At 46.3% G+C, this 26,093-nt stretch carries 24 protein-coding genes, 2 tRNA genes and 1 pseudogene; 19 read left to right on the top strand and 8 right to left on the bottom strand.

What is annotated here, in order from left to right; all coding sequences use genetic code 11:
- Positions 1-43 precede the first annotated feature (43 nt).
- The 4 genes from H9625_RS03910 to H9625_RS03895 all read left to right on the top strand — a co-directional run bounded on the left by H9625_RS03910 (position 44) and on the right by H9625_RS03895 (position 4,717).
- The gene (locus H9625_RS03910) at positions 44-493 is read left to right on the top strand and encodes a hypothetical protein (protein ID WP_191763056.1); all 450 of its coding nucleotides are present in this window, start codon (positions 44-46) and stop codon (positions 491-493) included.
- A gap of 1,215 nt (positions 494-1,708) precedes the next feature.
- On the top strand, positions 1,709-2,062 hold the full coding sequence (locus H9625_RS03905) for a hypothetical protein (protein ID WP_191763054.1): 354 nt from the start codon (positions 1,709-1,711) through the stop codon (positions 2,060-2,062).
- A gap of 1 nt (position 2,063) precedes the next feature.
- Complete coding sequence (locus tag H9625_RS03900) at positions 2,064-4,292, top strand: BT4734/BF3469 family protein (RefSeq protein ID WP_191763052.1); 2,229 nt, start codon at positions 2,064-2,066, stop codon at positions 4,290-4,292.
- 8 nt (positions 4,293-4,300) lie between these two features.
- Positions 4,301-4,717 (top strand): DUF5675 family protein, encoded by a 417-nt coding sequence (locus tag H9625_RS03895; protein WP_191763050.1) that lies wholly within the window; start codon positions 4,301-4,303, stop codon positions 4,715-4,717.
- Positions 4,718-4,824: 107 nt separating this feature from the next.
- On the opposite strand, the gene H9625_RS03890 is transcribed toward H9625_RS03895, so the two are convergent.
- Together H9625_RS03890 and H9625_RS03885 are read right to left on the bottom strand one after the other, a co-directional pair.
- On the bottom strand, positions 4,825-5,067 hold the full coding sequence (locus H9625_RS03890) for a TPR end-of-group domain-containing protein (RefSeq protein ID WP_087405871.1): 243 nt from the start codon (positions 5,065-5,067) through the stop codon (positions 4,825-4,827).
- A 426-nt stretch (positions 5,068-5,493) separates the two neighbouring features.
- Complete coding sequence (locus H9625_RS03885) at positions 5,494-6,231, bottom strand: hypothetical protein (protein ID WP_191763048.1); 738 nt, start codon at positions 6,229-6,231, stop codon at positions 5,494-5,496.
- A 475-nt stretch (positions 6,232-6,706) separates the two neighbouring features.
- Between H9625_RS03885 and H9625_RS03880 the strand changes: the two genes are divergently transcribed.
- From H9625_RS03880 to H9625_RS03855, 6 genes are all read left to right on the top strand, one after another.
- Positions 6,707-6,778, top strand: a tRNA-Glu gene (locus tag H9625_RS03880).
- Positions 6,779-6,817: 39 nt separating this feature from the next.
- Positions 6,818-6,889 (top strand) — tRNA-Glu (locus H9625_RS03875).
- A 107-nt stretch (positions 6,890-6,996) separates the two neighbouring features.
- Positions 6,997-7,281 carry a hypothetical protein gene (locus H9625_RS03870; protein ID WP_022038781.1) on the top strand — a complete coding sequence of 95 codons (285 nt, stop codon included), beginning with the start codon at positions 6,997-6,999 and terminating at the stop codon, positions 7,279-7,281.
- Positions 7,271-7,609 (top strand): type II toxin-antitoxin system RelE/ParE family toxin, encoded by a 339-nt coding sequence (locus H9625_RS03865; RefSeq protein ID WP_087397118.1) that lies wholly within the window; start codon positions 7,271-7,273, stop codon positions 7,607-7,609. The genes H9625_RS03870 and H9625_RS03865 overlap by 11 nt, the downstream gene beginning before the upstream one ends.
- A gap of 16 nt (positions 7,610-7,625) precedes the next feature.
- Entirely contained in the window at positions 7,626-9,044 is a 1,419-nt protein-coding gene (locus H9625_RS03860) for a RapZ C-terminal domain-containing protein (RefSeq protein ID WP_191763046.1), read from the top strand.
- A 6-nt stretch (positions 9,045-9,050) separates the two neighbouring features.
- The gene (locus tag H9625_RS03855) at positions 9,051-9,785 is read left to right on the top strand and encodes a nucleotidyltransferase family protein (protein ID WP_087249599.1); all 735 of its coding nucleotides are present in this window, start codon (positions 9,051-9,053) and stop codon (positions 9,783-9,785) included.
- Positions 9,786-9,845: 60 nt separating this feature from the next.
- On the opposite strand, the gene metH is transcribed toward H9625_RS03855, so the two are convergent.
- The 6 genes from metH to H9625_RS03825 form a co-directional block, all read right to left on the bottom strand.
- Positions 9,846-12,596, bottom strand: a complete 2,751-nt coding sequence (gene metH / locus H9625_RS03850; RefSeq protein WP_191763044.1) for a methionine synthase — start codon at positions 12,594-12,596, stop codon at positions 9,846-9,848.
- Positions 12,597-12,709: 113 nt separating this feature from the next.
- Positions 12,710-13,168, bottom strand: coding sequence for an SsrA-binding protein (smpB, locus tag H9625_RS03845; protein WP_013616098.1), 459 nt, complete (start codon positions 13,166-13,168; stop codon positions 12,710-12,712).
- Positions 13,168-13,734: a Yip1 family protein gene (locus H9625_RS03840; RefSeq protein WP_087249611.1), complete on the bottom strand. Its 567-nt coding sequence runs from the start codon at positions 13,732-13,734 to the stop codon at positions 13,168-13,170. The genes smpB and H9625_RS03840 overlap by 1 nt, the downstream gene beginning before the upstream one ends.
- Positions 13,735-13,847: 113 nt before the next feature.
- Positions 13,848-14,696, bottom strand: coding sequence for a hypothetical protein (locus tag H9625_RS03835; RefSeq protein WP_191763042.1), 849 nt, complete (start codon positions 14,694-14,696; stop codon positions 13,848-13,850).
- Between the two features lie 155 nt (positions 14,697-14,851).
- A complete protein-coding gene (locus H9625_RS03830; protein WP_087208243.1) occupies positions 14,852-15,664 on the bottom strand; it encodes a hypothetical protein in 813 nt (270 codons plus the stop codon).
- A gap of 226 nt (positions 15,665-15,890) precedes the next feature.
- On the bottom strand, positions 15,891-16,412 hold the full coding sequence (locus H9625_RS03825) for a DMP19 family protein (protein ID WP_022038789.1): 522 nt from the start codon (positions 16,410-16,412) through the stop codon (positions 15,891-15,893).
- Between the two features lie 524 nt (positions 16,413-16,936).
- Here H9625_RS03825 and H9625_RS03820 point away from each other — a divergent pair.
- The 9 genes and pseudogenes from H9625_RS03820 to H9625_RS03780 all read left to right on the top strand — a co-directional run bounded on the left by H9625_RS03820 (position 16,937) and on the right by H9625_RS03780 (position 26,077).
- Positions 16,937-17,638, top strand: a complete 702-nt coding sequence (locus H9625_RS03820) for an iron-sulfur cluster assembly scaffold protein (protein WP_022038790.1) — start codon at positions 16,937-16,939, stop codon at positions 17,636-17,638.
- Positions 17,639-17,654: 16 nt separating this feature from the next.
- The gene (locus H9625_RS03815) at positions 17,655-18,665 is read left to right on the top strand and encodes a GGGtGRT protein (RefSeq protein WP_087208238.1); all 1,011 of its coding nucleotides are present in this window, start codon (positions 17,655-17,657) and stop codon (positions 18,663-18,665) included.
- 223 nt (positions 18,666-18,888) lie between these two features.
- Positions 18,889-19,482, top strand: coding sequence for a putative polyvalent protein kinase domain-containing protein (locus H9625_RS03810; protein WP_191763040.1), 594 nt, complete (start codon positions 18,889-18,891; stop codon positions 19,480-19,482).
- Between the two features lie 148 nt (positions 19,483-19,630).
- Positions 19,631-19,807: pseudogene (locus H9625_RS03805) on the top strand (GGGtGRT protein); the annotation flags it as partial.
- Between the two features lie 522 nt (positions 19,808-20,329).
- Positions 20,330-21,379, top strand: a complete 1,050-nt coding sequence (locus tag H9625_RS03800) for an asparaginase (protein WP_013618852.1) — start codon at positions 20,330-20,332, stop codon at positions 21,377-21,379.
- A 188-nt stretch (positions 21,380-21,567) separates the two neighbouring features.
- The gene (locus H9625_RS03795; protein ID WP_022038766.1) at positions 21,568-22,254 is read left to right on the top strand and encodes a response regulator transcription factor; all 687 of its coding nucleotides are present in this window, start codon (positions 21,568-21,570) and stop codon (positions 22,252-22,254) included.
- Between the two features lie 108 nt (positions 22,255-22,362).
- Positions 22,363-24,144, top strand: coding sequence for a sensor histidine kinase (locus H9625_RS03790; RefSeq protein WP_087398259.1), 1,782 nt, complete (start codon positions 22,363-22,365; stop codon positions 24,142-24,144).
- 184 nt (positions 24,145-24,328) lie between these two features.
- Positions 24,329-24,796 (top strand): Fur family transcriptional regulator, encoded by a 468-nt coding sequence (locus tag H9625_RS03785; RefSeq protein ID WP_087208271.1) that lies wholly within the window; start codon positions 24,329-24,331, stop codon positions 24,794-24,796.
- Between the two features lie 12 nt (positions 24,797-24,808).
- Positions 24,809-26,077, top strand: coding sequence for an adenylosuccinate synthase (locus H9625_RS03780; protein ID WP_022038763.1), 1,269 nt, complete (start codon positions 24,809-24,811; stop codon positions 26,075-26,077).
- Positions 26,078-26,093: the final 16 nt, after the last annotated feature.

Here is a 26,093-nt window from a genome sequence, read left to right as displayed (position 1 = left end):
AGACGAATATATTGCAAAAGTTCGCCGGAAACAGAACTGGAATATGTTCTTCAATGCTTTTAATGAATCCATGGCAGCCAATAAAGCGGGATATTCGGCATCTTCTACTCAAACTAATTCAGCCTATTCGGGTGCATCTGTTTCCGGTGCGGCGGGTGCGGTCATTGGTACTGACGGAGCTGCGATAGGTGGTGCCGTCGGTGTTAGTGGATATGCAGGAGGTTCCAGCACTTCTTCCACGACTGTTGCATACAACGGTGCGGCAGCCTATCAAGCTGAGTTGATAGCAAGTGACAGAATTGCAGATTATAACAATCAAATGCTGCAAGAGCGTAACATCAAAGATGCAGGATACCTGAAGATTACAACAGTAAATCCGGGAGAAACAATCAGTGGTTACGTGAATATTCAATACAAAAAGGGAGATGAACTATCTGTCAATATACCTGTCGATTCCGTTGTTTATCCCTTTGTCTGGACTATTGATAAATGAAAACAACAAACGATTCTTCTTCAATTAGTTCGAAAAAACGGGCAAGAAGATATAATTAAGCTCTTGATACGGCATTTACGCAATTCAAGCATGAATGCCGTATCTTTTTTTAGTCATCCATTTTGTCCATATTGACCCTGATATGAAGACGGACAAATAAAAATCAGACATATTCTATCCAAGGGATGTTTTCAAAGGATATCCATATTCATAAAAAAAGAATGCGCTTGTTTTGCAGGAATAAAAAAAGACTTATCTTTGCGGAGTATTTTTAAAGAAAGGAGGAAAACCGGAAAACAGTTCATATAAGAAATAATCACAAGGGAGAGTGGTGAATGGTTGTGGTTATGGATATATCCCCCATGCGGGATACGGGATATTCACAAATTTTTAAACTAATATATTATAAAAGAGTCGTCCCCTTATTTTGTGTTCACACAAACATAAAAAGGGCATATATCAGAACTCTTTCTTTAGCCAACCCCTCCGGGAGAAAGAAGCTAAAGTTTCATGCTTCTCTTAAAGGAGCATATCTCCTGACTTCATAAAAAATTTGAAGTTTGGGAGATTTACCTATTACAGCCTTTTTTGTTAGTTTTTTCGGGAATCACCGTGTGGCTGTTGTAAGTCGATATTTTTATCCCTATAAAAATATGTCTTACATGACAAAAAAAACGACAGAAGAACTTCTCGATTATTTTTTCGAGAAGGTAAAGCCTTTCCAAGACAAACTGATTGAGAATGGATGGATAAAAAATTCCAAATGGGAATCATCACTTCACAATTGGGGAAAAGCACTGCTTGTGCAAACGATATGCACACATTTTCAAATTTCGTGTCCATGGATAATCTGCAGTGCCTTATGGGGATGCCAAAACGACACATATCGTGTCGCGTTATACAAAGCTTGCGATTGCCACGAGTTGTGGAAACCGCGGGAAGAAATAAAAAATATTATTTCTTTCCTATAAACTAATTTTCATCAGAGTTTATAGAGAATAAGGAACAGGGGTATTGATTATCATCACCCTAACCTTATTCGATATAAGTGTAAAAGCGGGAAAGTAAACAAAGCGTTGCTCTTCCCGCTTTGTCCTTTTTTTGAGACGCCGTACCTTTGCATTGTTGAAGGAAACCAAATCTTCAACATCTTAAAAAATGACAATAATAAAAAACTTAAATGACGCGGCATTTGAGAGAATGACCCGTCGAAGAGTGATTTTTGAATCAGCCGCTTCAAACGGCACAGCGCAAGAAACCGTATTGCTTCCGCGTGAAGTGATAACCAAGCTGGCAAACGACGAAAAAATAAAAGGTTCGCTGCATGCCGCCATTGATGGCGTGTACTTCACTCCCTACAACATAGGGAGCCGGGGGCCGCGGAAACCGCATGACAGGGAGCCGGCAATCAAGGATGATCCCGAAAATCCACAGATAATCGTCATACACATTGTGGTTAATGGCGACAAAAAACAGGTGGTCATCGACTTGAACCAGGAAGACGGGTATTGGTTTTACAAGCTCCTGTTAAATTATTTAAACAAAGGAGGTCTTCATGCCGATGCTTAACATGGCAAAAAGTGTAAAAGTACCCCAGCTGCAGGAATGCGGCCGGGATGCTTTCTCGAGCTTCCTTCGCATGGAAAGTGTCAAGAAGGTCTATGCCGACATTGCTGCGCTGAAAGAACAGCGCGACCGAGGAGAGCTGACCGACAAAGAGTTCGCCGAGAAGAAAAAAGCACTGAAGGAACAGCTACCCATCGTGACTTATCATGCCACGTTCAAGAACGGCATCCGCAAGAACGAAAATGCCATCCCTACGGGTTTGTTCATCATGGACTACGACCATATCGGCAATCCCAAGGAATTCTATGACACGCACGTCAAGGAGAAAACGAAGAGGCTGAACATCGTCTTGGCACACGTCACTCCCAGCGGCGAAGGACTTCGGATTGTGGCTGTCTTGCCGCCGGACATGGAAATCCCTCAGGCGCAAAAGTGGATGGCAGACCAGCTGGCCGCTCCGAAGTATGACGCTTGTGTGAAAGACCTCGCGCGTCCTTCATTCATGTTCCCCGAATCTGCACTGCTTTTTTCCGACTTCGATTTGCTGTTTGCCGATGATATCCGAGCGGAGCTGGCAAAACGGGGCATCGAACTCCAAAAGCCGGTATTCGAAGAACCCGTCCGGTCCGAAGCAGCACCTGCCGACATTCCCGCGCAAACGGCAAATGTCCCGCAGACGGGCTTTCCTTCCGAATACAAAGGCACGCCGTATAGCGCCATCATCGACGACTGGTTTGCCTCGAACGGAGGCAAGCCGGAAGAGGGCGAACGGCACACGACCTTGTTGAAGCTGGCAAGCGCGTTGCGTTATATTTGCGACAACAATCCGGCATGGCTGTTGCAGGAAATGCCTTCGTTCGGTCTTCCTCGTGAGGAAATGTCGAAAATAGCCCGCGATGCATGCGGTTATCCGCTAAAGCCCCATATGCCTTGGGGATTGAGACAGGTCTTGAATGCCTTGTCGGACAAGCAGTCGGCGGCGGAACTGCCCCCACTGCCCGAAAAACTGCCCCAGCTGATAGAGCTGCTGACATCGAACGTCCCCGATGCGCTGAAGCCCACAGTGGCGAACGCTGTATTTCCCGCACTTGCCACCCACACTTATCGTGTGACTTTCCCTTACATCGACAACAAACGGACGGGACTCCCTATGATGTGTCTGTTGATGGCTGCCTCATCGGGGGGAAAAGGCTGCATCAACGAGCCGATTGATTACATCATGGCAGACATCAGGGCGCGCGACGAGGAAAATATGCGGAAAGAGCAGGCGTGGAAAGACGACGTGAACTCGAAAGGTGCCAATAAGGACAAGCGCAAACGTCCGGAACTTCCCGTGCAGTGGGTAAACCCTGACATGACGAACGCGGCGTTTGTGCTGCGCCTGATGGATGCAAACGGACGTTTCCTGTACACCCGCATGAACGAGCTGAAAATGTTCGAAGCATTGAAAACCAATTCGAGGACAGACGGGCATCTTGAAATCATGTGCCTGGCTTTCGACGAGGATTCCTATGGTCAGACGCGTGTAGGCACACAATCGGTTACCGGAAAAGTCCGGGTGCGTTTCAATTGGAACGCATCTACCACTATCTTGCAGGGCAAGCAGTTTTTCTTGAAAAATCTGGCAGACGGACCCTTGTCGCGCATCAATCTGTGCACAATTCCTGATCAAGGCATCGGCGCGGATATCCCCGTGTATGGCGCATACGACGAGCAGTTCGCACAACGTTTGCGCCCTTACATAGAGAATCTGTGTTCCGCTGAGGGCGAGATGGAATGTCCCGAAGCGTTCGGTTTGGCAAAACGGCTGAACGAAGAATGCCGGGATATCGCAAAAGAAAGACAAAGCATGGCCTACGATTATCTTCGCAAACGTGCCGTTCTCATCGCTTACCGCAAGGCGTGCCTGCTTTATCTGGCAAACGGACAGAAGTGGGAGCCGGAAACGGAAGATTTCATCCGCTGGTCCTTGCAATACGACTTGGCTTGTAAAATGATGTTTTTCGGCAAAGAAATGGAAAATGTCATGCGAGCGGAAACTTCTTTCGCTCCCGTTGCAAAATCTCGAAGCAACCTTTTAGCGAAGCTGCCCGACGGATTTACTTACGAGGACCTTGTACGCGTACGTATGGAGGAAGGGCATCCGGAGAAAGGAGCAAAAGACTTACTGAAGCAATGGGTGCACAGAAAGTACATCGAAGTGACAGGTGACAGCTACAAAAAGCTGAGATAATGACGGCGATGGAATTGACACTAACAAGAACGGCTAAGCGCAAGACCTATACGATAGGCAGGCTGGCGGTAGACGGCGAACCGTTTTGTGACACGCTGGAACCTACGTGGCGCGACATCGGCTACGGGCGTCCCGGACGGAAGATTCCCGGACGGACCGCCATCCCCGCAGGGCGTTATCCGGTGGTCATCACCTACTCACCGAAGTTTGACAAGTGGCTTCCGCTTCTGCTCCACGTCCCGATGTTCGAAGGCGTCCGCATCCATGCCGGAAACACGGCGGAAGACACGGCTGGTTGCATCCTCGTGGGCGAAAACCTGAAACCGGGCATGGTGCTGAACTCGAACATCTGGGTGCACCGGCTGAAACAGAAGATTGTGGAGGCAAAAGCACGGGGCGAAGGGGTGTGGATAACGGTTAAATGAAGAACCTTCTTGAATGAAGAATGAGGAATGAAGAATGAAGAAACAACGTTCGGCGTTAGCCAATTCCATGCGGGCGGAGCAATTCTTCGTTCTTCATTCTTAATTCTTCATTTCCAAAGGTTCTTCATTTTTCTGATGCTTTTCAGCAGTTCCTGAAACTCTTTCATATCTCGGATATTATCCATGTCGTCGTCTTTTTCCATGTGTCTGATGTTTCTGTATCCGTTGTCGATAGCCTGACGAAGATAGGCTATCGCTTTATCTGTTTCTCCAAGAGCCAAATAAGCGTATTGCTTGCAAGTATTGTCGTTTATGCCTTCATCTGTCTCTATGCATTTCAGGAATGCCAAAGTTAGTCAATTTTTGCTTTCGTCTTTCATGCTTTCATTTTTTCGAAATGTTTTTTATCATAATTGGTTGTATCGTACTTATAAATATAACATAGGAAACGTACATAAAGACGATTCCTATCAAAGGCAATCCTCCAACCATCTTTATTATTGTGTTTTCATCTGTATAATCTACATTCAATAGTATCATCCCATAAAATCCTACGAACAGTATTACAGTAAAAACTCCGACACATACTCTTTCAAATACCTGCCAAGATTTGTTGCATATTTGTAGAGACGCAAGGTCTTGCGTCTCTACATCCGTATGGCTAACCATACACACATAAAACTATCCGTGAATGCATTCGGGGACGCAAGACTACAAGAATATGACAAGTGATTTTTCGCAATTCATTTCTGATTAACTATAACTCACATACTTGTTCATTCCCATTTGTAGCTAAAATAAACGCCCTTTTCACCTTTATCTTCACCATCAACTATTTCTATTATGGCTGACAATACATAGCCATCCGAATCAAGTTCGTATGTATAATTGCAAGTAGCATAAGGGTTTACTTCACTTTTAACGAGATTCTTACACGGTACGCCAAAAAGTTGTGGATGAGCTGTCAATAACATGATATATTCGTCCACCTCTTCTGTTACGGGATCCGGATATACTGGAAATTTATTTTCCAAGTCTGTGTAATAGGTATATGTGGTAGTCCCATCATGGGCATGAACTTTTGATACGTTCCCATTTTCCCATTCAAATGTAACGTCACCATATCTTACCAAATGCCCTTCTTCATCGTAGGAACAAGTCGCATCACCTGCTATCCGCATTAAATTGTCAAACATACATTCCGCTTTGTCCCCATCATTCCATGTCGTAGTCGCATAAGTATATCCGTCTCTCTTTTCGTACGTAATGGACTGGCTAGAATTATCTGATGGATCATTATCTGAAATTGCTCTAATCAGCCAGCCATCGGTACCATAATAGTAAGTGTACGAATCATCCGGATTTCCATTCTCCAATTCTTGAACCAGCCTTTTACCAGTCGTACCTAACACGGGATTTTCATTCGAAGGTTCATCATCATCACTACAAGCCGTAAAACTTGTTGCCAATGTTGTAGCCATGAAAGTCATAGCCAACCATTTCCATGTTTTCATTGTATTTCAATTTATGCTTGCTGTCCCCCCCACAAGCGTTTATACAAAAAAGGCGTGGGAACCATTGCGTATTACTATCGCGAGGCTCTGGACTGCCTAAACCGAGTAATAAACAATAGCCCACGCCAAAGGATATATAAGCTACTCGCACATGAGATAGGTATATAACATTGACGTGAGCGTTCTTGCTTATTATCCTCGGCTTATGAAATTGTCCAAATTCCACGATAGGATAATATCTTCAAAACGCTCTTTCCTAAATATATGTCATCCTTTTCTAAGGATGCGACAAATGTATGAAAAAGAAATGAAAAGCCCAACAAATGCAGAGATTTTTATTAAGCCCATACATTGGCACATTAGCACATTATTTATTCCCACATTAAAAAAAATTGCAAAAACGCTTGCAAATTCAAAAATAATGCGTACCTTTGCACCCGTGTTCGAGAAACACCTTCTCAACACGACAAAGGATGGCCCGTTCGTCTATCGGTTAGGACGCAAGATTTTCATTCTTGAAAGGGGAGTTCGATTCTCCCACGGGCTACTTCCAAAAACAACATCTGCCAAGGCAGAAAAGAAAGATGGCCCGTTCGTCTATCGGTTAGGACGCAAGATTTTCATTCTTGAAAGGGGAGTTCGATTCTCCCACGGGCTACCTAAGAAGGGTTATCCGAGAAATCGGGTAACTCTTTTTTTATTCAGGAAAAATTTCACTACCTTTGCCGGAAAGCATATATAAAATAAGGAGAAGGAGATACCTACATGAGTACCAAAAGCATCAATGCGGAACTGTTCCGCCAGTTGAGTTACATCGCCGATGATGAAAACTGCATGAAGAAAGCATTGGACTATATCAGGAAGCTTGCTATCCAAAAGGAGAAAGCACAGCCCCTTACCGCCACTGATACATTGGCAGAAGACATTGTGCCCTATCGCACGAAAGAAGAACTGAAAGAAGGATTCAATCAAGCTTGCCAAGAAGCAAAGCACTATAAAGATGGAAAATTGCAACTACAAACATGGGAAGAAGTATATCATGAACTATAATGTAAAACCGACTCCCTATTTCCTAAAAGAACTCAAACGCCTCAGCAAACGTTACCGATCTTTAAAAGAAGACGTAAATCTGCTTGTTGCTTCATTACATGAGAATCCATTTCAAGGAACTGATCTAGGTAAAGGACTACACAAAATCAGAATGTCTATTACTTCGAAAGGGACAGGTAAAAGCGGTGGGGCAAGAGTCATTACACTGACCTTACTTGTTACATCGGATAAAGCAGATATATTGCTGCTCACATTATACGACAAATCCGAATGTGAAAACCTGACCGATGCCGAATTGAAAGCCATCCTTGCACAAAACGGACTCTGAAACACCTATACGACTTATGCATCAAGAAAACATACAAACACTGTACCAAACATATACCGGACATCTCCCCGAAGCCATCGAACCATTGGCTGGCGCAGGCTCTAACCGCAAGTATTACCGCCTGAAAGGAACTCCGCAACTGATAGGCGTATATGGCACATCGGAAGCAGAGAACCGTGCTTTCTTGTACATGGCACAACACTTCGAGGCAAAAGGGTTGCCCGTTCCACACGTTTACGCCCAAACCGATGACGCTATGGCTTACCTGCAAGAAGACCTGGGAGACATCTCCCTGTTTCAAGCCATTGGGCACGGACGTACAACAGGTACATTCAGCAACGAAGAAAAATCCTTGCTGAAACAAACCATCCGCCTGCTTCCACGCATACAATTCGAAGGAGCGGAAGACATGGATTTCTCCGTCTGCTACCCGCAAGCTGAATTCAACCGGCGCAGCATCCTGTGGGACTTGAATTATTTCAAATATTGCTTCCTAAAAGCCACGGGCATTGACTTTCAGGAAAATTTACTGGAAGACGATTTCGAAAACATGACGCAAGTATTGCTTGCCGATACATTTTCCACCTTCATGTACCGCGACTTCCAAAGCCGTAATGTAATGATACGGGAAGGGAAACCTTACTTCATCGACTTTCAGGGCGGACGGAAAGGACCCGTTTATTACGATGTGGCTTCATTCTTATGGCAAGCCAAAGCACGATTCCCGCAACATTTACGTGAAGAGCTGATACACGACTACCTGGACGCCCTTCATGCCTATTGCCCCATGCCCGAATCCTACTTTAGGGAACAGTTAAGGCAATTCGTCCTCTTCCGCACCTTACAAGTATTGGGTGCCTACGGATTCCGTGGTTACTTTGAACAGAAGCCACACTTCCTGCAAAGCATCCCGTATGCCATCGAAAACCTGGACCAATTATTGGAAGAGGATTTTCCGGCATATCCTTACCTATGCAAAGTGCTGAAACAATTAACCAGGCTTCCCGTATATGCCACCGAACTGAACAAGCGCAAGCTTACGGTGCGGGTCATGAGCTTTTCCTATAAGAAAGGGATTCCGGAAGACCCGTCCGGAAACGGAGGCGGATATGTATTCGATTGCCGTGCCATCCATAATCCGGGCAAATACGATGCCTACAAGCAACTGACCGGACGCGATGAGCCGGTTATCCGGTTCCTGGAAGAAGACGGAGAGATACTGACCTTCTTAGAACACGTATACGCACTGGCCGATGCCCATGTGCAACGCTTTCTGGAAAGAGGTTTTACCCACCTGAGCATCTGTTTCGGATGTACAGGCGGACAACACCGCTCGGTTTATGCAGCCGAACATACCGCCCGACACATCCACGAGCAATTTGGAGTGAGGGTGGAAGTGATTCACCGGGAACAAAATATTACTTATAACTATTAAGATGCCATGAAAGCCATGATATTTGCCGCCGGTCTGGGAACCCGGCTCAAGCCCTTGACCGACCGGATACCCAAAGCATTGGTCCCTGTAAACGGAATCCCCATGCTGCAACATGTCATCCTAAAGCTAAAGCAAGCCGGATTTACTGAAATCGTCATCAATATCCACCACTTTGGCGAACAAATCATCAGCTTCCTGCAAGCCCACCAGAACTTCGGCATTACGGTTCGTATCAGCGATGAAAGAGAAGAATTGCTGGATACAGGCGGAGGCATCAAGAAAGCCATTCCTTTCTTTAGCGGCAATGAGCCTTTTTTGGTGCATAATGTGGATATATTGTCAGACACCGACCTGAAAGCCTTATACGATTATCACCGGCAAAGCACAAACGATGCAACCTTATTGGTCAGCCAACGGGAAACCTCACGCTACTTGTTGTTCGATAAAGACAATGCCCGCCTTTGCGGCTGGATAAACAAACAGACCCTGCAAACCAAGCCCAACGGTTTTGCCTATCATCCCGAACAACACGAAGCGTATGCCTTCAGCGGCATCCACGTTATCTCACCTTCCCTTTTCCGGTATATGGACGGACATTGGACCGGGAAATTTTCCATTACCGACTTCTATCTTCAAACCTGCAAAGAAGCACGCATCGGTGGATACATAGCACAAAATCTTCACCTAATAGATATCGGAAAACCGGAAACATTGGCGCAAGCGGAAAAACTTTTTGAATGAAGAATGAAGAATCGTTTTCAGCCGAATGGCATTTTTCATTCTTCATTCCTAATTCTTCATTCAAAAAAGCTCCAGCTTGTTTTTCCGGGCTTCTTCCAGCGATGCAAACTTTACCTGCTTCTCTTTGTTGCCTTCACGCAGTGCCTCATATTCGTCTGCCAATTCTTTTACAAAAGCATCATGCGTTGCCGGATTCAGCAAGCGGGCGGCAACGGGAGCATTCAGCGATGCATCTTTCATATAAATTACCGGTCCGTGATAGACCGGAGCTATCTTCAGTGCCGTATGAAGTTTTGAAGTCGTAGCCCCTCCAATCATCACCGGAATATGCACGCCGGCACGGTCGAGCTCGCGCACCACATGCACCATTTCCTCCAACGAAGGGGTTATCAATCCGCTTAATCCTACGATGTCGACTTTCTCACGTATCGCCGTTTCTACAATCTTCTCGGCGGGAACCATCACACCCAGGTCAATGATTTCGTAATTGTTGCACGCCATCACGACCGACACGATATTCTTCCCGATGTCGTGCACATCTCCCTTTACCGTAGCTACCAACACCTTTCCTGCCTTCTTCGCCCCTTCTTTCTTCTGCACTTCGATGTAAGGCTGCAAGATGGACACCGCCTTCTTCATCGTGCGTGCCGTCTTTACCACCTGAGGCAAAAACATCTTGCCCGAACCGAACAGTTCCCCTACCTGGTTCATGCCCTTCATCAGCGGTCCTTCGATGATGCTTACCGCATCGGGATAGCTTCCTAAAGCCTCTTGTAAGTCTTCTTCCAGATAATCGCCGATGCCTTTCACCAACGCATATTGCAGGCGCACATCCACATCCGCATGGTTTCTCCATGCCAAATGAGCATCTGCCGCCTGTGCATTTCCGGCATTCTCTTTCTCCGCCTTCAGCTTTTCCGCCACCTCTATCAACCGCTCGGCAGCATCGGCACGGCGGTTCAGCACCACGTCTTCGATACGTTCCAAAATATCGGCAGGAATATCGGTATAAAGCACCGACGATGCCGGATTGACGATACCCATATCCATGCCTTGTGCTATCGCATGATACAAGAATACGGCATGCATCGCCTCGCGGATGTAATTATTCCCACGGAAGGCAAAAGACAGGTTGCTCACTCCCCCGCTGACATGTGCTCCCGGCAGGTTCTTCCGGATCCATCCGGTTGCACGGATAAAGTCGACGGCATAATTATTATGTTCTTCCATCCCCGTAGCTACCGCCAGCACGTTGGGGTCGAAGATGATGTCTTGCGGCCGGAAGCCTACTTGCTCCGTCAAAATCCGGTACGCACGGCTACACACTTCTATCTTCCGCTCGTAGGTATCCGCCTGCCCTTTCTCATCAAAAGCCATGACAATAACCGCCGCGCCATATTGCTTGACCGTACGGGCATGTCCGATAAAGGCATCTTCGCCTTCTTTTAATGAAATGGAATTGACAATGCCTTTGCCCTGCACGCATTTCAGCCCGGCAAGTATCACATCCCACTTGGACGAGTCTATCATAATAGGTACGCGCGCGATATCGGGTTCCGATGCGATGAGGTTCAGGAAGGTGGTCATCTCCTGAGCGGCATCCAGCAAACCGTCGTCCATATTGATGTCAATCACCAACGCTCCGTCCTCCACCTGCTTGCGGGCGATGGACAAAGCTTCCTCGTATTTTTTTTCATTAATCAGCCGAAGGAACTTGCGCGAGCCTGCCACGTTACACCGCTCGCCTACGTTGACGAAATTGATTTCGGGCGTAACTTCCAGCAACTCCAAGCCCGAAAGCCATAAATACTTCGAAGCATCCACCCGTTGATGCGGTTTTCTGCCTTCCACCAGCGAAGCAAACCGCCGGATATAGGCTTCGGTCGTTCCGCAACATCCACCGATGATGTTCACCAAGCCCTCATCGATGTACTCTTTTACTTCCCCCTCCATTTCTTCGGGAGTCTGGTCGTATTGTCCCAGCGTATTGGGAAGCCCGGCATTGGGATATGCACTGATATAATAAGGCGCGCGGCGGGCAAGTTGCTCCAGGAATGGCTTCAATTGTCTGGCACCGAACGAACAGTTCAACCCAATAGAGAAGATATCGGCATGCTGCACCGAAGCCAGGAATGCGTCAAGCGTTTGTCCCGAAAGGGTACGTCCGCCCGTATCCGAGACCGTGACCGAAAGCATCAGAGGCACCTTGCGTCCGCATCGCTCCATCGCCTGTTCTGCGGCACAGATAGCCGCCTTCGCATTCAAGGTATCAAAAATGGTTTCTATCAGAATCGTGTCTACCCCACCTTCCAGCAATGCCGTCATCTGTTCCAGATAAGCCCCGGCAAGCCCGTCGAAGGTCAGGGCACGGTAAGCAGGATTGTTCACATCAGGACTCATCGAGCAGGTCTTGTTGGTAGGGCCTACCGACCCTGCCACCCAACGCGGCTTCTCCGGATTCTTTGCCGTATATTCATCGGCAAGCCGGCGTGCCAGACGTGCCGCCTCACGGTTGATTTCCGCACAATACCCTTCCAAATGATAATCTGCCATCGACACACGGGTGGCATTGAAGGTATTGGTCTCGATAATATCGGCACCTGCCTCCAAGTATTTACGGTGGATATCTGCTATCACATCCGGACGGGTCAGGCACAACACATCGTTGCACCCTTTCAACATGCCGGGCACCTCGCGGAACCGTTCTCCACGGAAATCCTCTTCTGTCAGTCCGTATTGCTGAATCATGGTTCCCATCGCCCCGTCCAGCACCAAGATACGTTCGTTTATCTGTTCTTGTATTGTTTTCATTGCTTCTTTTCTTAGGAACTAGTTGACTAGGGACTAGGTGACTAGGTTATAAATACAATTAGCGAAACTATTCAAAATCTAGTTCCTAGTACCTAGTCAACTAGTCCCTAAAATTATCGTTTAAACATCCGGTCCATCATCCGCTTGTCTTCTTTCTCCTTCAGGCTCTGGCGCTTGTCGTATTGCTTCTTTCCTTTGGCAAGGGCGATGACCACCTTTGCCAGCCCCTTCTCGTTGATATACATACGGGTAGGCACGATAGTGAATCCCGGCTCTGCCGAAGTGCGTTCCAGCTTACGAAGCTCTTTCTTCGTAAGCAGGAGCTTGCGGTCGCGCCGTGCCGCATGATTGTTGTACGAACCGTAAAAGTATTCGGCGATGTGCATGTTCTTCACCCACAACTCGCCGCGCGAAAAGAAACAGAACGTATCGACCAGGCTCGCCTTGCCCTGACGGATAGACTTGATTTCGGTACCCGTCAGCACGATGCCTGCCGTATAAGTGTCGATAAACTCGTAATCGAACGAGGCACGTTTGTTTTTGATATTTATGTTGCTTGCGTTTGTTTTCATCAGTTCAAAATTACAGATAATTGATTAAACAGATATTCTATCAATGCCGGACAAATCAGTATAACAAGTGTGGCCACAATGGTAAATGCCATCTGCTGCCGTTCGGGTACTTCCAGCCAGCGACGCACTCCCTCGAACACCACCACGAGGGTATAGATTTGCAATATCCAGTGGAGCAAGTCGATGGACACCAGCCCGCTGATGATGTCGAGCACGAACGTGACCACCATCGAATAGCCCACGAACACCAGCATCTTTCCGTATGCGTCACCCCGTTTCAGCCAGCCCATGCCCAGCTTGTTGAGCAGATAGGCAGACAGAAAGAAACCGCCGAACAACGCCACCGCTACGGCACAACACCGCGTAAGTGCCAACTGGAACATCAGCGAGGAAAAATCTCTCCCGATGAACGTACCGATAAACTCCGACAACCCGCACAGCCCGATAAGCGGATAAACAAATCCCGACTGGATGTCGCGTGCACCTCCACGCTCCATTATCTTGTCCCAAGCCTCTCCCGGTGCCGAAAGCAGGGAGACGATTTGATGAAATAATCCTTTATACATAGTCACTTCTCTCTTCTTAGGATGCAAATGTACAAAAAAAGTGCTAAAAATAAAGCCGGGCACCCAAATGCCCGGCTTTATTTTTATTTCTTTGCACTTTGGGATGAAAAAATTCATCTCTTGCCGCGAAGCAACTTGGATATCCCCTTGCTTCCCGATAATGCTTCATTAAATTCGACAATCTTCTGATAGTCAAGCTCTGCCTTTCCTTCCAAAACCAGATTATCGGCATAACTTACGTCTTTCGTATTCTGTTCGAATGAAATCGTTATCTTGTCCGGACGCTTGCTGTACTTTTCCTGATAACGTGCCATGGCATCGATAATATTGAAATGCCACCATCCTCCCGAAAGCTGGGTAAACTCATCATCCTCTTCCACATTCAGCATCTTATGACGCAGATAAAGAGTCATGCCGCTTTCCGAAAAATCCTTGTCGGCATCATAATACAAGGCAAACTCGTGTTGTGCCATCTCCGCTTCGCGTTGCTCCAAATCATTTGTGTCCACTTCTTTACGCACAAAAAGCTCTATCGGAAGGAAGATATCGTCCTGTTTATAAAAAAAGTCGTATGGCTTATTGCCAGAATCCAATACCACATCGGATATCGGCGCATTGGCATCGCCTTCAGCCGGAGACTGAGGAAGCCACTGCCCCTCCCTTATCAGCGAATAGCCATAAACATTCGCATCAATCTCTCCACCCGACATGTCCTGTCCGTAATCGTACGAATAATACAGCTGAATATAATCGGAAGCCCAAGGCAGGTCTTCCAAATCCTGCGGATTTAACGGAGCAACCTTATACCCCATCTGGCTGGTATAAGTACCTGTTAAAGCATCTTTCTTTACTATTTCATAATACGACACCGTTGTACTGTTATCTCCACCATCCAAGCATGAAGTAACCCCCAACATAAGACTCAATCCTGCAACAAGCAGTCCATATTTCATGTGTTTCATATACTATTCCTTTACAAATTCAAATTCGGGTTAGCGCCTACAAAGATGCAGAAAACCCTGCACTTTTCAAAATAAAAGCCGGACAAATATTGCCCGGCTTTTAAAGTTTGGCACTTAGAATAAATTACACAAGCATTGTCCGCCTCTGAATAAGATTAGCGTTCCAGCCACGTCTTATAATTTTTCACCATATCTTCATAATTGAACTCATAAGTACGATCCGCCACCATATTATCCTCATAGCTTCCATTTGAAGAATTTTGCTCGTATGAAATAACGATTCGTGTCGGTTCTTTACCGAACATCTGCTGATATTGGGCAAATGCCGAAGCCATATTAAAATGGTACAAATTGGATACTGTCACATTGAAGTTATCATCATCTTGCAGATCCGTTACATTATGACGTAAATAGAATGTCATTGAGGAACTTGTAAAATCTTCTTCCGCATTATAATACAAACTGAACTGATGCTTGTCTATTTCCTCCAATACCTCATCATTGTCTACATTCCGACGGAAGAAGTTGATAGAAAGAATCATATCGTTCAATTGATAAAAAGCCACCGCATTTCCATCTCCTGTAGCAAAGTAATTTACCGGTGCATTGGCATCCGTATCCGTCGGACGGCGTGCAAGCACAGATCCGTCATTAACCGCAGCCAATGTCATCAATGTCACATTTATTCTATTATCGGTTGTATCAGTCACTTCCTCGGCTTCATAAGAATACATAATATAAGAAAATTCTGTAGAAGGCCAGGTTGTCACTTGCGATGCATTCAGCGGTTCGTATACGGCACCATATTGGTTGACAAATGAATGGGTACCCAAATAACTACTGTTCCGCACAATTTCAGCACCATAGCCGACACCTCCATAATCCGAATCTCCATTATCCAAGCAAGAAGTAAATCCCAACATTGTTGTCAATGCCATAGCCAGCACGCTCAATTTAAACTTTTTCATGTTCTTCCTTTTTTATTTGATTTTGCAATTAATTTGATAAACTTTTTAGCTAGAATGCAAAGATGCTGAAAATACTGCATCGGTTTACGTTTTTTAACGTATATTTTTCAACCAATCATCTTCACTGCTCCATACACCTATCTTCATCGCCCGATGAAAGTACGTGCACCGGCACTTGCACCTATATGCAACGCCCCACGAAAGCACATAGCCAATGCTTCATGCTTCACTCTTCATCCTTCACTATTTCGGCAAACTGCTCTAAGTGCTCGTCTACATACCGCGCCACCTGCCCGGTCACCTCCTCCTCCATTTCTGCAAACCGCTCTTCCAGGTCATCGAACACTTCGTAACGCTCGTACATCGCCATAAACTCATCTTCGGTACACTCGCGCTCCAGGTCCTCGCGGTTTTCCTCGTAAATCTTCCGCGCCGCGTATACCAGCTTCGAGAACTCCTTCGCCCCCATCAGGCGCATCGCCTTCGCAAAAGGGTTGAGAAAGATGTAAGGACCGTATCCGTTCTGGATAAGTTGTACAAAACCGCCCTCGCCCACTTCTTCGCAAAACAGGCGGTATCCCAAAAGCGTATGCTGCCATCCGTTGAGCAAAGGCATCGTGCCGGCATCGATTTGCCCGCCCGTCACTTCCAGATAGCGGTCGGTAAACACTTGCAAAAACTCGTCCATCCCTTCGCCCGCCGCCTGGCGCAACGCTTCATCGCTTACTGTAATCTTCTTTTCTTCCATATCTTCTATACATTTTAAATTCACCACAACGTACAAAGAGGTGCACGGAGGAATACATAATCTACTATTTCCCGATTAACGAAATACGATTAAAAATATGCGAATCAAGAGTTACACAGGAGTTATCACTTCGTTCAGGAGTTAAAGGTCCATAGCCTTGCTTCTGAAACCGGCGCAATAAGGTATTGGCATCTAACTCCCTTTTAACTCCTGATTGGCATTAAATAGTAAATAGTAAATTGCCCAATCGTAAATTAAAAGACCCCTGTGTGCCTCTGTGGTGAATCGAATCACGAGGCAAAGATACAGCTTTCCCCTCACATACGAAAAAGATTTTGCCAAGTTGACATTACAAAACGGCACTTCCCATAAAAAATATCATTAAAAAGCAACAAAAAGTTCGTCCCGATACGTTGCACAAATCAAGAAAACGACTAACTTTGCGTGCGGATTCGGAGAAGAAACTCCTCCCGAACACCGCGTTTGACTACTAATTTTTTATTACTCAATAAAACGTAACGAATATGACTTATTCACACGAAGTTGAACACATGTGTTGTGTCGCAAAAGGACCCAATCACGGTCCGGCTCCCATTCCTGAAGAAGGGAAATGGATTCAGGCAAAAGAAATCAAAGACATTTCAGGACTGACCCACGGTATCGGCTGGTGCGCTCCGCAGCAAGGAACCTGCAAGCTGACCCTGAACGTAAAAGAAGGCGTCATCGAAGAATGTCTGGTAGAAACCATCGGTTGCTCGGGCATGACTCACTCTGCTGCCATGGCATCTGAAATCCTTCCGGGCAAGACCATCCTGGAAGCATTGAACACCGACTTGGTTTGCGACGCTATCAATACGGCTATGCGTGAACTGTTCCTGCAGATTGTTTACGGCCGTACTCAGTCGGCTTTCTCAGAAGGCGGCTTGGTAATCGGCGCAGGACTGGAAGACCTGGGCAAAGGTCTCCGCAGCCAGACTGGTACATTGTATGGTACAAAAGCCAAAGGCACCCGTTATCTGGAACTGACCGAAGGTTATATCACCCGTATGGCTCTTGACAAAGACAACCAGGTTATCGGTTATGAATACGTTCACATGGGCAAGTTCATGGAACAAGTGAAGAAGGGTGTTGACGCTAACGAAGCGTTGAAAGCTGTTACCGGAACTTACGGCCGCTTCAAACCCGAACAAGGCGCAGTTAAATATATTGACCCACGTAAAGAATAATAGGAGGACACAGATTATGATTAGACCAGTACAGTTTGAAAGTCAAGACCGTCGTATGAAGCAGATTCTGGCTGCATTGAACGAAAACGGCATCAAAGACATTGAAGAAGCTAACAAGATCTGTGACGAAGCAGGCCTCGACCCCTATCTGACTTGTCAGGAAACACAAGGTATCTGTTTCGAAAATGCAAAGTGGGCTTATGTGGTAGGTTGCGCCATCGCACTGAAGAAAGGCTGCAAGAACGCTGCTGACGCAGCCGAAGCTATCGGTATCGGCTTGCAGGCATTCTGTATTCCGGGCTCTGTAGCAGACGACCGTAAGGTAGGTCTGGGTCACGGAAACCTGGCAGCCCGTCTGCTCCGCGAAGAAACACAGTGCTTTGCTTTCCTGGCAGGCCACGAATCATTCGCCGCAGCCGAAGGTGCTATCAAGATTGCCGAAATGGCAAACAAAGTCCGCAAGAACCCGTTGCGCTGCATCCTGAACGGTTTGGGTAAAGACGCCGCTATGATTATCTCTCGTATCAACGGCTTCACATACGTTCAGACGAAGTTCGATTACTTCACCGGTAAACTGAACATCGTAAACGAGACTCCGTATTCAGACGGTCCGCGTGCGAAAGTAAAATGCTACGGTGCCGACGATGTTCGTGAAGGTGTAGCTATCATGTGGCACGAAAACGTAGACGTATCTATTACAGGTAACTCTACTAACCCGACCCGCTTCCAGCATCCGGTAGCAGGTACATATAAGAAAGAACGTGTACTTGCCGGCAAGCCTTACTTCTCAGTAGCATCAGGTGGCGGTACAGGCCGTACACTTCACCCGGACAACATGGCTGCAGGTCCTGCTTCTTACGGTATGACCGACACGATGGGCCGTATGCACTCAGACGCTCAGTTCGCAGGTTCTTCATCAGTTCCCGCACACGTAGAAATGATGGGATTCCTCGGTATCGGTAACAACCCGATGGTAGGATGTACCGTAGCTTGCGCTGTGAATGTGGCTTTGGCTCTGAATAAGTAATATAAGTTACTATACATAGATAAGAGGCTGTCTCAAAAAACTAGAGATGGCCTCTTTTTCTTTTTTATATAGCTACTACAATTTTAAGAAAAACTCCCATATATAATCCCATTCGCAAAAATGCTGCAATTAAAACATTGGTGATTAAAAGAAGAATGATTACCTTTGTCTTAAACTCATAAGGCAGAAGATTTATGGAATATATCAACGAATTTCACAAAGAATGGATAGAACGCACCCGCCAATCAATAATCTCTTGGAGCAAGCAGCCCATATCGTTAGAAGCCAAAAGAAAGCAGCAAGAACGCTTGAACCAACAGAGAGCTATAAGAGAGGAGAAACAGAAGAACTCATAAAGTTTGCCAATGCCAACGGATTATGGATTTCTCTCTCTGATTTAAAAGTGGAGTTCCTTAGCAAAGGAGGAGAAAACGAAGTTTATACAGGGGACAATGACGATATTGTTGTAAAACTCAATAACTTTGAATACGCAGGAGATGATTTAGAAAACTTCTTCATCCGCATTGCAGCACACAACAAGTTCTTTAGCAATGTTCCTTATCAGATGATAGGCTTCGCTTACAACAGCCAACAAGAGTTTTGTGCAGTTCTTATACAACCTTACATCTTGGCTGAGCGGGAAGCTACGGAAGATGAAATAGCTACCCATATGCAAGCATTAGGTTTTGAAATGGACTATTACGACGAATACCACAATTCGGATTATGAAGTGTTTGATGCAGTTCCCAATAATGTGCTTTATGGCATAGACGGAGATTTATACTTCATTGACACGCAGATTAGATTACGGTCTTAACTCCATTTAGGAGTACTCTCATCTAAAGGGTAACACACAGGCATTTGCCCATGATGCAGCCCTTTTGGATAATTCGTTCTTTCATTTACTAACAAGGAGTTTACACATTGCTACTGATTGCAAAGACTTACAGGGATGTTGTGTCGCCGCTTCTTACGGTATGACCGACACCATAGGCCGTATGCACTCAGACGCTCACTTCGCAGGTTCTTCATCAGTTCCCGCACACGTAGAAATGATGAGCTTCCTCGGTATCGGTAACAACCCGATGGTAGGATGTACAGTAGCTTGCGCTGTGAATGTGGCTTTGGCTCTGAATAAGTAATATAAGTTACTTTATTATAAGAAAACCCCTGTAACTCTCAAGTTATGGGGATTTTGTTTTTATCTGTCACAGACCCAAAAAGATAATTTTCAGGAACTGCACTTTATCATATTCAGATGACTTAAAAGGCTGTTGGTCTTTTCTTCTTCTCTCAGTACAGATAACCTCGTCTGGTGTAAGATTAATAATCTTCCGCTTGTAAGATTAATAATCTTGCAGCCTGAAGATTAATAATCTTACAGCGGATGGACCTATATGCGTTGCCGACGCACCTCTATCCGCAGGCTTCCGCAACCGGATGCGCCTTGCTATGATTTTATCCGGAATTACAAATTCATTTCTTGTCTACACTGATTTACAAATTTAGCTGACTGAGATATAAGCTATCAATTAGCCACAATAATACCCATCTGGGCTTTCAATTCCTCACTCAAAGGCAAACATTTTGTTATTTACCATAGAAAACATTTCGGATTTCACACGCTATTTCGTACCTTTGCATGCACAAAACAGACACGAATTATGATTAAGCCCGACTATCCATCCGTACTCCTTATATATACCGGCGGAACCATCGGTATGATAGAAAACCCCGAAACAGGGGCTTTGGAAGCCTTTAACTTCGACCAGCTTCAGGAAAACGTGCCCGAACTGCGGCGGTTCAACTACCGGATATCTTCGTACCAGTTCACCCCACCCATCGACTCATCGGACATGGAACCGGCACTGTGGGCAAAACTGGTCAAGATTATCCAATACAATTACGATAATTTCGACGGATTCGTCATCCTGCACGGCACGGACACCATGGCATATACGGCATCGGCACTGAGCTTCATGCTGGAAAACCTGAGCAAACCGGTCATCCTGACAGGAAGCCAGCTGCCCATCGGCGTGCTGCGCACCGACGGAAAAGAAAACCTGATAACCTCTATCGAGATTGCCGCAGCAAAGCATCCCGACGGTACGGCAGTGGTGCCCGAAGTGTGCATCTTCTTCGAAAACCTGCTGCTGCGCGGAAACCGCACGACGAAAATCAACGCCGAAAACTTCAACGCTTTCCGCTCGTACAACTATCCCCCGCTCGCTACGGCAGGCATCCACATCAAGTATGAATACGACCGCATCCGCAAAGCGCATCCCGATGTGCCGATGCACCCCCACTTCGTGTTCGACACCAATGTCATCATCCTCACCATCTTCCCCGGCATACAGGAAAACATCGTACAAGGTGTCTTACGCACCCCGGGACTGAAGGCTGTGGTGCTGAAGACCTACGGCTCGGGCAATGCCCCGCAAAAGCCCTGGTTCATCCGCCTGCTGAAAGAAGCTACGGAGCGCGGCATCATTATCGTCAACATCTCGCAATGCCCTACAGGCATGGTGGAAATGGCACGCTACGAAACCGGCCTGCACCTGCTGGACGCGGGCGTCATCAGCGGATACGACTCGACTGTAGAAAGCGTGCTCACCAAACTGATGTTCCTGTTAGGGCACGGGCTTACCCCGCAACAGGTGCGTAACGAGCTGAGCCGTCCCATTGCCGGAGAGTTTACCCGCCCTACTTTGTAACCGGATTGTAATACCTATTTCACAATACCGAAACAAGAAAGCCTCATCTTTGCAAGTGAATTTTTCACCACAGATTACACAGATTTTCTATTAATTAATAATTAACAATTAATAGTTAATAAAGGCAAATATCGCCATTATACCCTATTAATTATTAACTATTAATTATTAACTAAAAAAACAGAACCATGAACGAATACCGAATCCTTGTAGTAGACGATGAAGACGATTTGTGCGAAATCCTGAAGTTCAACCTCGAAATGGAGGGTTACAAAGTCGATACTGCCAACTCGGCAGAAGAGGCCCTGAAACTGGACCTTACGCAATACAACCTGTTGCTGCTAGACGTGATGATGGGCGAAATTTCCGGATTCAAGATGGCGCGCATGCTGAAGGCAGACAAAGACACTGCCAACATCCCCATCATTTTCATTACCGCCAAAGACACGGAAAACGATACCATCACGGGCTTCAACCTAGGTGCTGACGACTATATCTCGAAGCCATTCTCGCTACGCGAAGTCATCATGCGCGTGAAAGCCGTATTGCGCCGCACCGCCAACCTCCAGCTGAAAGACAGTGAAGAACTGCAATACAAGGGACTGGTCATCAATGTGCCACAGAAAAAGGTGACAATCAACGGCGAAGAAGTTTCACTCACCAAGAAAGAGTTCGAAATCCTACTGCTGCTGCTCCAAAACTCAGGACGTGTGTTCTCTCGCGAGGACATCCTCTCGAAGGTGTGGAACGATGAGGTGTACGTGCTCGACCGCACGATAGACGTTAACATCACCCGCCTGCGCAAGAAAATCGGCGAATACGGCAAACATATCGTTACCCGTCTGGGATACGGCTATTGCTTCGAATGCGAATAAATTATTTTCAGATACTAGGAATCAGGTACTAGGTTTAAACAATTCTGCCGATGTATCTAGAGCCTAGCTACCTAGTACCTAGTCAACTAGTACCTAAAAAAAAAGCTTATGACTAAACTGATATACCGTCTGTTACCGTTCAGTAAACGGCTTTTCCTGTCGGTCATCCTGCTGTTCGTCATCTTCGCGACGTGCTTCCTCGTTTTTCAATACCAGCGTGAAAAAGCATACAAGAGCGATTTGCTGAACATGCAATTACAGAATTACAATAACCGGATGTATGACTTCATCACCTCGTGCAAGTCCCTCGATACCGATTCATTGCAACAATACGTTGTTACCCATATCATTCCCGATATCCGTGTAACCATCATTACCACCCAAGGTAAAGTGATATACGACAACATCCAACCCGATGTAAGCAAGTTTGAGAACCACCGTACCCGTAAAGAGGTGCAAGACGCACTGATGTATGGAAGCGGCTATGACATCAACCGCATCTCTGCCAGCATCGAAGGGCAAGAATATTTCTATTCGGCACACTATTATCCTTCACAACAACTCATCATCCGCTCAGCACTGCCCTACAACGTAAGCCTAAGCAAGCACCTCAAAGCCGACTCGGAATTCGTATGGTTTACACTGACCATCAGCCTGATGCTGGTCATCCTGTTCTACCGCTACACACGAAAGTTGGGGATGTCCATCACCCGACTGCAACAATTCGCCCTACGTGCCGACCGCAACGAACCGATCGACATTTCTGAATCGTTCCCCAAAAACGAACTGGGCGAAATCTCCCAACACATCATCAAGATATACCAGCGCCTGCACCGTGCCAAAGAGGCTCTGTATATCGAACGCGAGAAACTGATATCGCACCTGCAAACCTCACATGAAGGATTGGGAGTCTTCACCCGCGAGCGAAAAGAAATACTGGTAAACAACCTTTTTACCCAATATGCCAACACGATCTCCGACCACAACCTGACCTCGACCGAAGAAGTGTTCAACATTGCCGAACTGCATCCCATTACCGACTTTTTGAACCGCAACGACGGAAACTTCAGCAAAGAAGAGAAAAAACTATCGCTTCATGTGGACAAGAACGGACGTTCTTTTTCGGTAGAATGCATCATTTTCCAAGATCACTCATTCGAAATATCCATCAACGACATCTCACAGGAAGAACAACAGGCACGCCTGAAGCGGCAACTCACCCAAAACATCGCCCATGAACTGAAGACACCAGTCAGCAGCATACAGGGATACCTGGAAACAATACTAAACACCCCCAACCTGCCTCCGGCAACAATGCAGGCATTCCTCGAACGAAGCTATGCGCAAAGCAACCGGCTTACCGTTCTGCTACGCGACATCTCGGTGCTGACACGCATGGATGAAGCCCCGAACCTGGTAGAACGCGAACAGGTAAACCTGAGCCTGATGCTGAAGAATATGCTGAACGAGCTGGCACTGGCATTGGAAGAAAAACACATCACGGTCATCAACAAAGTGCCCTACGGACTTATCATCAACGGAAACAGTTCGCTCCTCTATTCCATCTTCCGTAACCTGATGGACAACGCCATTGCATACGCAGGAACCGGTGTGACCATCCGCATCAACTGTTTCCGCGAAGACGAAAAATACTACTATTTCAGCTTTTCCGATACAGGAGTAGGCGTACCCGAAGAACACCTGAACCGCATCTTCGAACGTTTCTACCGGATAGACAAGGGACGCTCGCGCAAGCTTGGAGGCACTGGACTGGGACTTGCCATCGTAAAAAACGCCGTACTCTTCCACGGAGGAACCATTTTCGCCAAGAACAATCCGAGTGGAGGACTGGAATTCGTGTTCACTCTACAGAAAAACAAAGAAGAATGATACGGGACTTGCAGAAGTTAAAGCCGGTAAAGAAAACGCCAGTTACAGAAGCGGAAATGCCTTAAAAACTCATCCCAAATCAGCACATGATAAATTCAAGACAGTTTCTTATAGAAATTTTTCTTTGTAGCCTTTCTAAATTACGTAAAAAAGATTACCTTTGACCCAGAAAGAGACTGAGCGGATGGAAGAAAATATAAAAGAAAAGGTAAAACAGATTCTGACTGATTATTTGCAGAAGAACGGGCATCGCAAGACACCCGAACGATATGCCATTCTCGACACGATTTATACCATCAAAGGACATTTCGACATCGAGATGCTATATTCATATATGGCAGAAAAAGAACGTTTCCGTGTCAGCCGTGCCACGCTATACAATACGATTATCTTACTGATTGATGCAGGACTGGTCATCAAGCACCAGTTCGGCAATACATCGCAGTATGAACGTTCGTACAACAACGAGACTCACCATCACATGATCTGCACTTCGTGCGGCAAGGTTTCCGAGTTCGAAGATGAAACCTTGAAACAAGCCATCGTAGATACCAAACTGAAAGGTTTTCATGCCTCTCACTACTCCTTATATATATACGGGCTATGCAACAAGTGTATGGTAGCGAAAAGAAGAAAAATTTCAAAAACTTAAAAATTAGATTATATGAAAGTAGATGTATTGTTAGGTTTGCAATGGGGCGATGAAGGTAAAGGGAAGGTCGTAGATGTACTGACCCCGCGTTATGATGTTGTTGCTCGTTTCCAAGGAGGACCTAATGCCGGTCATACACTGGAATTTGAAGGTCAAAAATATGTACTCCGTTCTATTCCGTCAGGGATATTCCAAGGCGATAAAGTCAATATCATCGGTAATGGCGTGGTACTGGACCCAGCTTTATTCAAGAGCGAGGCAGAAGCACTTGAAGCAAGCGGACATCCGCTGAAAGAACGCCTGCACATTTCGAAAAAAGCACACCTCATCTTACCTACCCATCGGGTGCTGGATGCAGCTTATGAAGCTGCCAAGGGAGCATCGAAAGTAGGCACCACCGGAAAAGGTATCGGACCGACATATACCGACAAGGTGAGCCGCAACGGTCTGCGTGTAGGCGACATCCTGCATGGATTTGACGAGAAATACGCAGCTGCCAAAGCACGTCACGAAAAAATTCTCCAAAGCCTGAACTATTCGTATGATATAACCGAAGCCGAAAAACAATGGATGGAAGGTATCGAATACCTGCGCCAGTTCCACTTGGTGGATAGCGAACACGAAATAAACCGCCTCCTGAATGAAGGCAAGAGTGTGTTGTGCGAAGGTGCGCAAGGTACGATGCTTGATGTTGATTTCGGTTCGTATCCGTTTGTTACTTCTTCCAATACGATTTGCGCCGGAGCCTGCACGGGACTGGGACTGGCACCCAACCGAATTGGCGAAGTATATGGCATCATGAAAGCTTATTGTACCCGCGTAGGAGCCGGACCATTCCCTACCGAACTGTTCGATGAAACTGGAAAAACTATCCGCGACCTTGGACATGAATATGGGGCAGTGACCGGACGCGAACGCCGTTGTGGATGGGTCGACCTCGTAGCATTGCGTTATGCCATTATGGTCAACGGAGTCACCCAGCTTATCCTGATGAAGAGTGATGTACTCGATGCCTTCCCCATCGTGAAAGCTTGTGTAGCATACAAAGTGAACGGAGAAGAAATCGACTATTTCCCCTACGATATCACCGAAGGTGTAGAGCCGGTATATGTAGAAATGCCCGGCTGGCAGACCGATATGACCAAGATGACTAGTGAAGACGAATTCCCCGAAGAATTCAACGCCTACATTTCCTTCCTTGAAGACCAGTTGGGTACTCCCATCAAAATCGTATCAGTAGGTCCCGACCGCGAACAGACCATCGAACGCTATACTGAATAATGAGTAGATGAATTTG

Origin of the sequence: Phocaeicola intestinalis (assembly GCF_014837065.1) — a bacterium.
GTDB classification, from domain to species: domain Bacteria; phylum Bacteroidota; class Bacteroidia; order Bacteroidales; family Bacteroidaceae; genus Phocaeicola; species Phocaeicola intestinalis.
Note: the sequence above shows the minus strand (reverse complement) of the source record. Positions and strands in the feature narration are given on the sequence as shown.